The organism is Mycobacterium sp. E3305 (genome assembly GCF_001666785.1).
Taxonomy (GTDB): domain Bacteria; phylum Actinomycetota; class Actinomycetes; order Mycobacteriales; family Mycobacteriaceae; genus Mycobacterium.
In genome coordinates this window covers 99600-111522 of sequence record NZ_LZJA01000181.1, presented here as the reverse complement: position 1 = coordinate 111522, position 11923 = coordinate 99600, and the positions used below count along the sequence as shown (strand labels likewise).

The 11923-nt window shown below is 69.1% G+C and carries 11 protein-coding genes; 6 read left to right on the top strand and 5 right to left on the bottom strand.

Going from position 1 to position 11923, the window contains the following annotated elements; all coding sequences use genetic code 11:
* Window positions 1–76 precede the first annotated feature (76 nt).
* Window positions 77–940, bottom strand: a complete 864-nt coding sequence (locus A5701_RS16890; protein ID WP_067755958.1) for an alpha/beta fold hydrolase — start codon at window positions 938–940, stop codon at window positions 77–79.
* Window positions 941–1061: 121 nt separating this feature from the next.
* On the opposite strand from A5701_RS16890, the gene A5701_RS16885 reads away from it, so the two are divergent.
* The 3 genes from A5701_RS16885 (at window position 1062) to A5701_RS16875 (ending at window position 3794) form a co-directional block, all read left to right on the top strand.
* The gene (locus tag A5701_RS16885) at window positions 1062–1535 is read left to right on the top strand and encodes a VOC family protein (RefSeq protein ID WP_067755955.1); all 474 of its coding nucleotides are present in this window, start codon (window positions 1062–1064) and stop codon (window positions 1533–1535) included.
* Window positions 1536–1646: 111 nt separating this feature from the next.
* Window positions 1647–2552: an alpha/beta fold hydrolase gene (locus A5701_RS16880; protein ID WP_067755952.1), complete on the top strand. Its 906-nt coding sequence runs from the start codon at window positions 1647–1649 to the stop codon at window positions 2550–2552.
* A complete protein-coding gene (locus A5701_RS16875; protein ID WP_067755949.1) occupies window positions 2553–3794 on the top strand; it encodes a WS/DGAT domain-containing protein in 1242 nt (413 codons plus the stop codon).
* Here the strand turns inward: A5701_RS16875 and A5701_RS16870 are convergent, their stop codons facing one another.
* The gene (locus tag A5701_RS16870; RefSeq protein ID WP_067755946.1) at window positions 3795–4409 is read right to left on the bottom strand and encodes a hypothetical protein; all 615 of its coding nucleotides are present in this window, start codon (window positions 4407–4409) and stop codon (window positions 3795–3797) included.
* Window positions 4406–6037 (bottom strand): pyruvate, phosphate dikinase, encoded by a 1632-nt coding sequence (locus A5701_RS16865; protein WP_369807428.1) that lies wholly within the window; start codon window positions 6035–6037, stop codon window positions 4406–4408. Before A5701_RS16865 ends, A5701_RS16870 begins: the two co-directional genes overlap by 4 nt.
* A 139-nt stretch (window positions 6038–6176) precedes the next feature.
* Here A5701_RS16865 and A5701_RS16860 point away from each other — a divergent pair, with 139 nt between their 5' ends.
* Window positions 6177–6686, top strand: coding sequence for a DoxX family protein (locus A5701_RS16860; protein ID WP_067755940.1), 510 nt, complete (start codon window positions 6177–6179; stop codon window positions 6684–6686).
* A 17-nt stretch (window positions 6687–6703) separates the two neighbouring features.
* Here the strand turns inward: A5701_RS16860 and A5701_RS16855 are convergent, their stop codons facing one another.
* On the bottom strand, window positions 6704–8068 hold the full coding sequence (locus A5701_RS16855; RefSeq protein WP_067755937.1) for an FAD-dependent oxidoreductase: 1365 nt from the start codon (window positions 8066–8068) through the stop codon (window positions 6704–6706).
* A 116-nt stretch (window positions 8069–8184) separates the two neighbouring features.
* Between A5701_RS16855 and prpD the strand changes: the two genes are divergently transcribed.
* A complete protein-coding gene (gene prpD, locus A5701_RS16850; RefSeq protein WP_067755934.1) occupies window positions 8185–9693 on the top strand; it encodes a 2-methylcitrate dehydratase PrpD in 1509 nt (502 codons plus the stop codon).
* A gap of 108 nt (window positions 9694–9801) precedes the next feature.
* On the opposite strand, the gene A5701_RS16845 is transcribed toward prpD, so the two are convergent.
* On the bottom strand, window positions 9802–10026 hold the full coding sequence (locus tag A5701_RS16845; RefSeq protein ID WP_067755930.1) for a hypothetical protein: 225 nt from the start codon (window positions 10024–10026) through the stop codon (window positions 9802–9804).
* A gap of 123 nt (window positions 10027–10149) precedes the next feature.
* On the opposite strand from A5701_RS16845, the gene A5701_RS16840 reads away from it, so the two are divergent.
* The gene (locus tag A5701_RS16840; protein WP_067755926.1) at window positions 10150–11874 is read left to right on the top strand and encodes a DUF3556 domain-containing protein; all 1725 of its coding nucleotides are present in this window, start codon (window positions 10150–10152) and stop codon (window positions 11872–11874) included.
* Window positions 11875–11923: the final 49 nt, after the last annotated feature.

The following is an 11923-nucleotide window of genomic DNA, read 5'->3' as shown; positions in this document are numbered from 1 at the left end:
GCGGGTCGCCACCGTCGGATTCAGTGGCGATCGCGAGGGCGGCGTCGCCGGGCGATGCGGGTCGCCACCGTCGGATTTAGTGGCGTTTGACGAACTTCACCACGGCGTCGCTGAACGCATCGTTGTCGTCACCGGCCGCGGTGTGCCCGGCTTTGGGCAGCTCGACGAACTCCGCGCGGGGCACCGTGGCCAGAAAGTGCCGAACGCCCTCGGGGCTCACGACGTCGGACAGCTTCCCGCGGATCAGCAGCACCGGAATCGACAGGCTCTTCGCGGCCTGCTCGAACTTCTCCGTGCGCAACTCGGGATCGTCGCCCGGCTTGGTCATGAACGCCGGATCCCAGTGCCAGTACCAGCGGCCGTCGCGGAGGCGCAGGTTCTTCTTCAACCCCTCGGGGCTGCGGGGCTTGTCCCGATACGGCAGGTAGGCGGCGACGGCGTCGGCGGCCTCCTCCAGCGAGTCGAAACCGTCGAGGCCGCTGATCATGAAATCGCGAATGCGGGCGCTGCCGCCCTTCTCGAATCGCGGCACCACGTCGACGAGGACCAGTCGGGTCACGTTTGCCGGCCCGGCCCGGTGGGCGGCGAGGATGCCGGTCAGCCCGCCCATGCTCGCCCCGATGATCATCACCGGCCGGCCGATCGCCTCGATCACCCGGAGGACGTCGGCGGTCAGGGTGTCGACGTCGTAGTCGGCGTTGGGCGCGCGATCACTGTCACCGTGTCCCCGGCTGTCGAGCGCCACGACGTGCAGGCCCTCGTCGGCCAGGATTTGACCGGTGTTTTTCCACGAATGCCGGTTCTGGCCGCCACCGTGCAGCATCAGGACGCTGGGCCGGCCCGCGCCGTCGGTCCCGCGATTCCATTCGTCGGCGACCAGGGTGATCCCGCCGGCACCGGAAAACTCGACCGTCTCGGGGGTGCTGGTGACGGTGCTCATGCGACCTGACGTTACATAGCGCGTATATGCACCGTTCGCCGGGTCGACGGCGCGATGAGTTTCCGCACCGGCCGGGGTCTATCAGGAAGACACCAACGAGCCAACAAGGAGGGCGCCGCCCATGCCATCGATCACCCCGTCGCTGTGGTTCGACCACAACTTGGAGGACGCGGCCAGGTTCTACACCTCGGTCTTCCCGAACTCCCACATCGAGGGCTTCAATCGGACCACCGAGGCCGGACCCGGCGAGCCGGGCACCGTCCTGTCCGGCAGCTTCGTGCTGGACGGCACCCGCTTCATCGGGATCAACGGCGGCCCGCACTTCCGGTTCAGCGAGGCGGTGTCCTTCACGATTCACTGCAAGGACCAGGACGAGGTCGACTACTACTGGGAACGGCTGACCGACGGCGGCGAGGAGTCGCAATGCGGCTGGTGCAAAGACCGCTTCGGCCTGAGCTGGCAGATCGTGCCGGACCGGCTTTATGAGTTGATCGGTGGTCCCGACCGGGCGCGCGCGGCGGCGGCCACGCAGGCGATGTATGGCATGCGCAAGATCGTCATCGCCGATTTGGACCGAGCCGCCGCGGAGGTATAGCCAAAATCCCTGTCGCAGCTGCAATTTGACCGCTTCGGGCATGCGGTCGGTGCGGCGTGGACCCACACGCGTTAGGTTGGTCCGTGCGGACGCGCCGAGCAGGGAGTGAACATGGGTGAACCTGGCTGGATCGACGTGCCGACCCCCGCCGGGAACCTGAAGGCACTCACCTGGGGGCCCCGTGACGCCCCCCTCGCGTTGTGCCTGCATGGTTTCCCCGACACGCCCTACGGATTTCGCAAGGTCGCTCCCCGGCTCGTGGAGGCGGGCTGGCGGGTGGTGGCACCGTTCATGCGCGGGTACGCCCCGTCCTCGATCCCGGCCGACGGCAGCTATCACGTGGGCGCGATGATGGACGACGCCCTGCGGGCCCGCGCGGCCGCCGGCGGCACCGACGCCGACGTGGTGATCGGCCACGATTGGGGCGCGATCGCCACCACCGGGCTGGCCGCCATGCCCGACAGCCCCTTCGCCAAGGCCGTGATCATGTCCGTGCCGCCGTCGGCGGCCTTCCGCCGCAAGGCCGGCGCCGGCGAGCGTGCCCGGCTGGTCGCACACCTGGCGCGCCAGCTGTTGCGCAGCTGGTACATCATGTACTTCCAATTGCCATGGCTGCCAGAGCGTTCCGAGTCTTGGGTGCTGCCGCTGCTGTGGCGTCGATGGTCGCCGGGATACCGCGCTGACGAGGATTTGCGTCACGTCGACGCGGCAATCGGAACGCCGGAAAGCTGGCGCGCGGCGCTGGGGCCCTACCGCGCCACGATCCGCAACACCCGCCCGCCCGCGCGGTATGCCGGGCTGAACGAGCTGTGGACCGAAGAGCCCGTATGGCCGTGCCTGTACCTGCATGGTCGCGACGACGGCTGCATGACACCGGCTTTCGCCCGCTGGGCGGAGAAGGTGTTGCCGCCGGGCAGCGAGGTGGCCATCGTCGAACACGCGGGGCACTTCCTGCAGCTCGAACAGCCGGACAAGGTCGCCGACCTGGTGCTCGGGTTCATCGGCTCACCCGGCTGAATGGCCGCGCAGCGGATGGCCGCCGTCGATGCGCAGTTCTATTGGATGTCGGCCAAGATCCCCAGCGACGAGTTCCTGCTGTACGCGTTCGACGGCGAGCCCGCGGATTACCCGGCGGCCGTTGAGCAGGTGCGCAGGAGGGCCCGCGCCGAGCCGGCGCTGACGCTGCTTGTCCGGGACGGCAGCCCGCTGACCTACCCGCGGTGGGTGCCGACGGCCGTCACCCCAGAGTGGGTGGTCCGCCACCACCTCGACGACCAGACCTGGGCCGGCTGCCTCGCGGCGATCGTCGGCCTGGCCGGTGAGCAACTCGACGTGCGCCGGGCCCCGTGGCGGCTGCACGTCTTCACCCCGGTGCTGGGCGTCCCGGGCGTGACCGGGGCGGGCTCCGTGGCGGTACTACAGGTCCCGCACGCGCTGGCGGACGGGGCGCGGGCAGCGGCCATGGCGGGCTGGCTGTTCGGCAGGCCGGATCCGGTGCCTCGGGTGCGACGCCTGCGGGCCGGGTTCCTGCCGTGGCGGGCCGCCCAGGCGGCTCGGGCGCACGGTCGGTTGGCGGCTGAGATCCGCGCCGGGCTGCTGGCCCCCCGGCCCGGTCCGCGGCCCCCGCTGCCGACGAATGCGCGCCCCGGTGCGGTCCGCTCGGTGCGCACGCTGGTGCGGCACCGCAAGCAGTTGCGGGGTCCCACCGTCACCGTGGGCGCGCTGTCGGCGATCTCCACGGCGCTGTCCCACCTTTTGGGCGATGCCGCCGATACGTTGGGCGCCGAAGTTCCGATGGCCAAACCCGGTGTGGCGCACGCGCACAATCACTTCGGGAATGTCGTGGTGGGCCTGCATCCGAGGCTGGGGCTCGAGGCCCGCGCCGAGCGAATCGCGACGGAGCTGGCCGATGGCCGGCGCCGCTTCGCGCACCCGGCGACGCGCTACGCCGACCGGGCTTTCGCCGCGGTGCCTGCGCCCCTATTGCGTTGGGGCGTAGCCCAATTCGACCCCGACATTCGTCCGACGCAGGTGTCGGGCAACACCGTCGTCTCCAGCGTCAACCGCGGGGCGGCCGACCTGAGCTTCGGCGGCGCCCGGGTGGTCTTGACGGCTGGCTACCCGGCGCTGTCACCGGCGATGGGGCTGACGCACGGCGTGCACGGCATCGGCGACACCATCGCGATCAGCGTGCACGCGGCCGAGACGGCCGTTCCCGACATCGACGCGTATCTGGAGTTGCTCGACGCGGCGCTGTGATCACTGCGCGTCGCCGGACCGCGCGGCTTCCTCGCGGGTCAGGCCGACGGCGGAGATCAGCTCCTCGTGCAGCTCGAACCACACGGTGTGGTAGGAGTCGATGAGCGGTCTGGTCAGCCAGGCGGTGTCCCCGTCCCGAACCTTGCCCAGTGCCGCAGCAAGTTTCGTGCCGTAGGCGTTCAGCCGGGGCAGCTGCGCCGCGGCCGTCGCGATGATCGGCTGCACGCGTGCGTGCACATCGTCGAGGCGGGCCAGCACCGCGGCGTCGTATTCCGCGTCGTCGTGGGCGTTGGGGGTGCCGCCGGGGCCGTCCTTGAGCTGCCAATCGGTCACCAGGGCTTTGAAGTCGGCGTTGACCGACCGAAAGTCGTCGTAAGCGGCCGCGATCGCGGCCCGGTCGGCGCCCCCGCGCTCTTCGTCGAGCAGCGCCGCCAGCTTGTCGCGGCCGACGGTCGTGATGCGCACCGTCGCACCGTCGGCGAGTAGGCCCGCCGCGGTCAGCCGTTCGACGATCGTGGTGACCTCAACTGGGTCGGCGTCCAAGGTGGCGGCCAGGTCGTCGGGGCGCACCCGCCCTTTCAGCCGAACCGCTTGCAGCACCGCCAATTCGCTCATGAGTCGGCCTCTCCGGCCAGGCGCAGCGCGGTAAGCATGACGACCAGCGGGGTGGCCGAAACGACGTCGGTCTGCCCGCTCTTCAGCGCCGCGGCCACCGCGGCCTCGCTGTTGTCCTCCAGCCGCAGGTAATCCCCGGCGGTGTGGGCGCGCAGCGGGCTGATCCGACGAGCGATGTCGGCGAGCTCGCGCAATTCGGGCGTGTCGTTCTCCGACCATGCGGATAGGCTCAGGTTGCCCTCGCGCACTTCGCCTTTCGCGCCGTCGACGGTGATCGATTTACCGGCCAGCGAGGCGGCCACTCCGGGGCCGCAACCCACCACGGCCACCCGCCCGAGTTCCCGGCTGACCACCGCCGCGTGGCTGGCCGCGCCGCCGACCTCGGTGACGATGCCCTGCGCGGCCAGCATGCCCGAAACGTCTTCGGGCCTGGTGTGGTCGCGTACCAGGATCACCGACTCGCCCCGTTCGGCGGCATCGAGCGCCTCGTCGACGTCGGTATAGGCCTTGCCCGACGCCACGCCCGGGCAGGCCGGCAACCCCCTGACCAAAAGCTTTGCCGCCAAGCGCGTTTCCGGTTGCAAGGCGGGCATCAACAGGGTCTGCACGTGCGCCGGCGTCACGCGCCGCAGCGTCTCGGCATCGTCGATCAGCCCCTCGTGCCGCAGCTGCAGCGCCAGGCGCACGGCGGCCTGCGCCGAGCGCTCCGCGCCGCGGGTCTGCAGCAGCCACAGCTTGCCGTCCTCGACGGTGAACTCGATCTCTTGGACGTCGAACTCGAGTCGCTCCAATCTTCTTGCGGCGTCGATCAACTCGCCGTAGACGGCCGGCTGCTCGTCACACAGGGCGCTGATGGGTTCCACGTCGACCGAGCCTGACACCACGTCATCGCCCTGACCCCCGGGCAGCCACTCGCCCAACGGCTCGTTGTCCCCGGTGATCGGGTTGCGTGAAATCAGCACCCCCGCACCGGAATCGGGACCATGGTTGCCGAACACCATCGCCTGGACGACGACCGCCGTGCCGCTCTGGTCGTCGACGCCGGAATGGGCGCGGTAGGCGACCGCGCGGGGTGAGTTCCACGAGGCGAACACCGCCTCGATGCCTGCGCGCAGCTGCGCGTAGGGGTCGGCGGGCACCGGCTCGTGCTCGCCGATGCCGACGATGCGCCGGTACATCCGCTCGAACCGACGGCGGGTGTCTCGGGCGAATGCCGGGGCGCCGGTGGCCAGCGCCTGCTCGACCTCATCGTTCAGGCCGAGGTCGAGGATGGTGTCCATCATGCCCGGCATCGACTGGGTGGCCCCGGAGCGCACGCTGACCAGCAGGGGATGCGGGCCGCGCCCGAACACCCGCGAGGTCTGCGCCTCCAGCCAACTCATCCGGTCGAGCACGTCGTCCCAGATGGCGTCCATCGCCGCCCGGGGGTCGGCGAGGTACCGCAGGCCGACCTCCGTGGTGATGCAGAACGCGGGCGGCACCGGCAGACCATGCCGGCGCATCGCCTCGATGCCGTGGCCCTTGTTACCCAACAGCTCCCGCGGGTGACTCGCTGTGCCGTCCAGTAACACCACGGATTGCCCGCCAGAAGCGGCCCCAAGCGTGTCACGGCGGGCACCGCGTGCGATACGAGCCGTGGTGCACCCCCTCGTGGTGGCCGTCGAAAGGCGAACGTCGGAACGCCCGCAATGTTCCCACATGGGTCGACGGAGTTAGCTGCTCGGCGGTCCTGTTATCCGGTCGGCGCCATGATCTAGGTTTGCAGGTATGACTCCCTACGACGTCGGGTTACTGATCCTGCGGCTGGTACTGGGCGTGACGTTGGCCGCGCACGGCTACAACAAGTTCTTCGGTGGCGGACGCATCCCCGGCACCGCGCGGTGGTTCGAAAGCATCGGCATGAAGCCGGGCAAGTTTCACGCCACCGTGGCCGCCACGACCGAGATGGCCGCGGGGCTGGGCCTGGCCGCGGGGCTGCTGACACCGATCCCGGCGGCGGGCTTCGTGTCGTTGATGCTGGTGGCGGCCTGGACGGTGCACCGGGCCAACGGCTTCTTCATCGTCAAGGAGGGCTGGGAATACAACCTGGTGCTGGCGGTCAGCGCCATAGCCGTGGCCACCCTGGGCGCCGGCAAGCTCAGCCTGGACTACGTGGTGTTCGGGCACAACTGGATGGACGGCTGGCGCGGCCTGCTGATCTCGGTGGTGCTGGGCCTCGCCGGCGCGGTCGGTCAGCTGGTGATCTTCTACCGCCCGCCCGCTAAGCAGGCGGGTTAGCCAGGGGCCTCCTCGTCCTAGGCGACCGCGGCGGTCTCGGCCTCCCGGACCTCGGCGGCCGCACGCTCACCGGAACGGATCGCGCCGTCGATCCACCCGCACATCACGGCCGAACTCTCGGTGCCGGCCCAGTGGATGCGGCCGCACGGCTCGCGCAGGGTATAGCCGAATTCGGTCAGCACGCCGGTCGGTGCGTGACCGATCATCCCGCCGCCGGAGTAACGGTCAACGGTCCAGTTCTGCTCGTGGTACTCCTGCGGCGTTCTCGCCTTCTCGCCGAACCGGTCGACCAACTCGCCGATGAGCGCCGCTCTCCGCTCGGCCTCATTGAGCTTGGTCAACCGCCGCGCCGCGGGCCCTTCGGTGATGACGCACATGACCCCGGGGTCGCCGCTGTCGGTGCAGGCGTCGATCGTCAGGGTGGCCGGGGATCCCGGTGCGGCCGACTGACCCGACAGCCCGTCGGCACGCCAGAACGGCTCGTCGTAAATCACCGACGTCTTGATGACCGCGCCGCTCGGCATGCGCTGGTGCAGCATCGCCCTATCCACCGGCAGCATCGGCTCGTAGACGATCGACGTGGCGACCGCCAGCGGGATCGCGACGATGACCCGTCGGGCGCGCACGGTCAGGTCGGAGGCCGTCACCGTCACGCCGTCGGCGTCCTGGGCGATTTGGCGGACCGGTTGCGAAAGGTGCAGCGCGTCGCCCAGTTCGGCCGCGATGGGACCGTAGATGGCGCCCATCCCGCCGACCGGGCGGGCGTCCTGGGAGCCGCCTTTGCCGGAAATCGCGAACGTCAGCCCGCCTGCCGACGCCGTCTGCAACAACCCCCACAGCAGCGACGTCTCCGACGCCGCCGAGGTGTAGAGCCCGGCGAAGGCCATGTCCAGCATCTCGCGGGCCTGCTTGGACATGGTGTTCTGTTCGATCCATTCACCCAGGCTGATGCGGTCCCACTCGTCGGCGTGTTTGGCGTCCCAGGGGGCTTCGCGCGGAAGCGATTTGGCCATCTTCTCGATCGACAACAATCCGACCCCGAGGTTGGCGACCGCCCACGGGCTCATCGTCCAGGGAATGGTGCCGCCGTAGCGGTGTCTCTTGCCGTCGACGATCATCATGGCGTCGCCGTCGTTGTGCTGCTTGTACTCGGCCACCCCGAACTCGTCCATCAGCGCGTAGATCCGATCCTGGCCGGGTCCGATCCACGCGCCGCCACGGTCGATCCACGTGCCGTCGGGACGGTACTGCGTGTAGGTGCGGCCGCCAACCCTGTCGCGCGCCTCCAGCAAGGCCACCGAAAGACCGGCCTGTTTCAGCCGCAGGGCGGCCGCCAGACCCGCGAATCCCGCTCCGACCACGCAGTAATCGACCTCTGACACGGCTGGCTCCTCAACCTTGGTCCCGCCCCAGCAGCAAACTACACCGCGGGCGGCGCCGGTGGTGGGGGGTTAACACAGATTTCTGCGCGCGTTCTCGCCGGTCATAGGGTTCGGGTGTGTTGACGCATACGGTTCGCGTGCGGCGCAGCTCCGACCGATTCCCCCGCGAAGAGCACCTGGCGGCAAAGATCGCCGAAGTCGCCGCCGACCCGGTTGCCGTCGAGCCGGAAACCGCGGAGATGGTGGTGAACCGGATCATCGACAACGCGGCGGTCAGCGCGGCCGCCGTGCTGCGCCGGCCGGTCACCGTGGCGCGGCGGCAGGCGCTGGCCCACCCGGCGCGGCGCGGGGCCGGGGTTTTCGGCGTCGACGGGACCTATTCGGTGGAGTGGGCGGCCTGGGCCAACAGCGTCGCCGTGCGCGAACTCGACTTCCACGACACGTTTTTGGCCGCCGAATACTCCCACCCCGGCGACAACATTCCCCCGCTGGTCGCGGTGGCCCAGCAGCTGGGACTGCCCGGCGCCGACCTGCTCCGTGGTGTGGTCACCGCCTACGAAATCCAGATCGACCTGGCCCGCGGAATCTGCCTGCACGAGCACAAGATTGACCATGTCGCGCATCTGGGCCCGTCGGTGGCCGCCGGCCTGGGGACCATGCTGCGACTGGACACCGAGACGATCTATCAGGCGGTCGGGCAGGCCCTGCACCTGACCACCAGCACCCGCCAGTCCCGCAAGGGGCTGATCTCCAGCTGGAAGGCGTTCGCCCCCGCGCACGCGGGCAAGGTCGCCATCGAGGCGGTGGATCGCGCGATGCGCGGCGAGGGGTCGCCGGCCCCCATCTGGGAGGGCGAGGATGGGGTGATCGCGTGGCTGCTGGGCGGACCCGACCGCGAATACCGGGTGCCGCTGCCCGCTCCCGGCGAGCCCAAGCGCGCCATCCTGGACAGCTACACCAAGGAACACTCGGCGGAATACCAGAGCCAGGCCCCGATCGACCTGGCGCGGCGGCTCCGCGAGCGGATCGACGACCCCGGCCAGATCGCCACCGTCGTGCTGCACACCAGCCACCACACCCACGTCGTAATCGGAACGGGTTCGCGGGATCCGCAGAAGTTCGACCCGGACGCGTCGCGGGAGACGCTCGACCACTCGCTGCCCTACATCTTCGCCGTCGCGCTGCAGGACGGGAGCTGGCACCACGAGCGGTCCTACGCCGCCGAGCGGGCCCACCGGCCCGACACGGTCGAGTTGTGGCGCAAGATTTCGACGGTCGAGGATCCGGAGTGGACCCGCCGCTATCACTCGGCGGATCCGGCGGACAAGGCGTTCGGGGCGCGGGCCGTGGTCACGCTGAAAAGCGGGGAAGTGATCGTCGACGAGCTGGCCGTCGCCGACGCCCACCCGTTGGGCGCGCGACCGTTCCGGCGCCCGCAATACGTCCAGAAGTTCACCGAGCTCGCCGGCGTCGTCGTCGAACCGGCTGAGCGGGAGAGGTTTTTGGCCGCGGTGACCGCGCTGGCCGATCTGCGGGCGGGAGAACTCGGCGCGCTGAATCTGACCGTTGACCCGCGAGCGCTCCAGCGGGCGCCGACGATCGCGCCGGGAATATTCGGTGAGTGAATCGCGTGTGCGCTCAGGGCATTGCGTGTGCGCCCAGGGCGCAATTTTCGCGGATTTCTCGCCCTCAGTTCACACTCAATGCCCTCGGCGCACACTCGGTCGGGGCGCTTAGGGGTTAGCGGCCGGTCCGCCGTACTGCCACACCAGGTTGTGGGCGCCGGTCATCGTCGGGTTGCACCACATCGTCCTGCCGTTGCCGTCCTGGGTGGTCGCGTGCAACACCGTGCAGGAATCGCCGGGCCCCGGGGTGTCGGCACCGGCGATGGCGACGGGTGAGCCGGCGGCGACCGTCGCCAGCGCCGCGGCCGATATGACGATTCGAAACCTGCTCATGATGGACGCCTCCTAAGGGCCGCGCCGATCCGGTTTCACGGTATCCGGCGGCCGAGTCGCAGGCAAAGAATTCTTGCGCGGCTCGAGTGCCGCTGAGCTAGAACACGTTCTAATCTGACCACCATGGGATTTCTCAAGCCTGAGCTGCCGCAGCTCGACATGGCCGAGTGGAACAAGGGCACCCGTAGCGAGAAGATCCGGCCGATGGCCAAGCACTGGGCCGAGGTCGGCTTCGGCACGCCGGTCGTGCTGCACCTGTTCTACGTCGCCAAAATCCTGCTCTACATCCTTGGCGCGTGGGTGTTCGCGTCGGCCACCAGGGGACTCGGCGGGTTCACCCACGTCGCGTCGTGGTGGTCGGAGCCGATCGTGTTCGAGAAGGTCGTGCTCTACACGATGTTGTTCGAGGTGATCGGGCTGGGTTGCGGCTTCGGCCCGCTGAACAACCGGTTCTTCCCGCCCATGGGCTCGATCCTGTACTGGATGCGGTTCGGCACCATCCGGCTGCCACCGTGGCCGAACCGGGTCCCGCTGACCGAGGGCACCAAGCGCAAGCCGATTGACGTCGCGCTGTACGCGCTGTTCCTGCTGGTGACGTTCGCGGCGCTGTTCGCCGACGGCACCGGACCGATGCCGGAGCTCGGCACGACGATCGGGCTGCTGCCGGCCTGGAAGATCGTGCTGATCCTGCTGCTGCTCGGCGTGCTGGGCCTGCGCGACAAGGTGATCTTTTTGGCCGCGCGCGGTGAGGTCTACGCGACCATGGCGGTGACGTTCCTCTTCGGCGGGGTGGACATGATCGTCGGGTCCAAGGTGGTGTTCCTGGTGATCTGGATGGGCGCCGCCACGTCGAAGCTCAACAAGCACTTCCCGTTCGTGATCTCCACGATGATGTCCAACAACCCGCTGGTGCGGCCCCGCTGGCTGAAGCGGCAATTCTTCGAGAGGTTTCCGGACGACCTGCGGCCCGGCCGGCTGTCGCGATGGCTGGCGCACCTCAGCACCGCCATCGAGATGCTGGTGCCGTTGCCGTTGTTCTTCTGCCACAGCGGCTGGCCCATCACCGTGGCCGCCATCGTCATGGTCTGCTTCCACCTGGGGATCCTGGTGTCGATCCCGATGGGCGTGCCGCTGGAGTGGAACGTCTTCATGATCTTCGGGGTGCTGTCGTTGTTCGTCGCGCACGCCCGCCTGGGGCTGCGCGACCTGCGACACCCGGTGGTGGTGGCGATCCTGTTCGTCGTCATCGCGGGAATCGTCCTGCTCGGCAACATGTTTCCCCGCAAGATCTCGTTTCTGCCGGGGATGCGGTACTACGCCGGGAACTGGGACACCACGCTGTGGTGCATCAAGGGATCGGCGAGCGACAAGATCGCCAGGGGCATCGTCGCGATCGCCAGCATGCCGCAGGCGCAGCTGGAGCGGTTCTACGGCAGCCCCGAGGCCGCGCAGATCCCGCTCTACATGGGATATGCGTTCCGCGGGTTCAACACTCACGGGCGTGCGCTGTTCACCCTGGCGCATCGCGCGATGGCGGGCCAGAACGAGGACGACTACGTGCTGACCGACGGCGAACGCATCTGCAGCACCGCCATCGGCTGGAACTTCGGCGACGGCCACATGCACAACGAGCAGCTGATCGCCGCGCTGCAGGAGCGGTGCCACTTCGAGCCGGGCGAGGTGCGAGTGGTGCTGCTCGACGCGCAGCCCATCCACAAGCAGGTGCAGGCGTACCGGCTGGTGGACGCGGCGACCGGCGAGTTCGAGCGCGGCATCGTCCGGGTCGCGGACATGGTGACCCGGCAGCCGTGGGCCGACGACGTTCCCGTCGAGGTGTTGTCGGAGTAGACCGCGCGAACAGACGCAAAATCGCACGTTCCGAGCCGGAAACGTGCGA

Excerpts from the sequence above, each read along its gene's own strand:
- A5701_RS16870 (WP_067755946.1), bottom strand. The coding sequence starts at position 4,409 with ATGAGCGAATTGGCGGTGCTGCAAGCGGTTCGGCTGAAAGGGCGGGTG.
- A5701_RS16845 (WP_067755930.1), bottom strand. The coding sequence starts at position 10,026 with ATGAGCAGGTTTCGAATCGTCATATCGGCCGCGGCGCTGGCGACGGTC.
- A5701_RS16880 (WP_067755952.1), top strand. The coding sequence starts at position 1,647 with ATGGGTGAACCTGGCTGGATCGACGTGCCGACCCCCGCCGGGAACCTG.
- A5701_RS16890 (WP_067755958.1), bottom strand. The coding sequence starts at position 940 with ATGAGCACCGTCACCAGCACCCCCGAGACGGTCGAGTTTTCCGGTGCC.
- A5701_RS16885 (WP_067755955.1), top strand. The coding sequence starts at position 1,062 with ATGCCATCGATCACCCCGTCGCTGTGGTTCGACCACAACTTGGAGGAC.
- A5701_RS16840 (WP_067755926.1), top strand. The coding sequence starts at position 10,150 with ATGGGATTTCTCAAGCCTGAGCTGCCGCAGCTCGACATGGCCGAGTGG.
- A5701_RS16860 (WP_067755940.1), top strand. The coding sequence starts at position 6,177 with ATGACTCCCTACGACGTCGGGTTACTGATCCTGCGGCTGGTACTGGGC.
- A5701_RS16875 (WP_067755949.1), top strand. The coding sequence starts at position 2,553 with ATGGCCGCGCAGCGGATGGCCGCCGTCGATGCGCAGTTCTATTGGATG.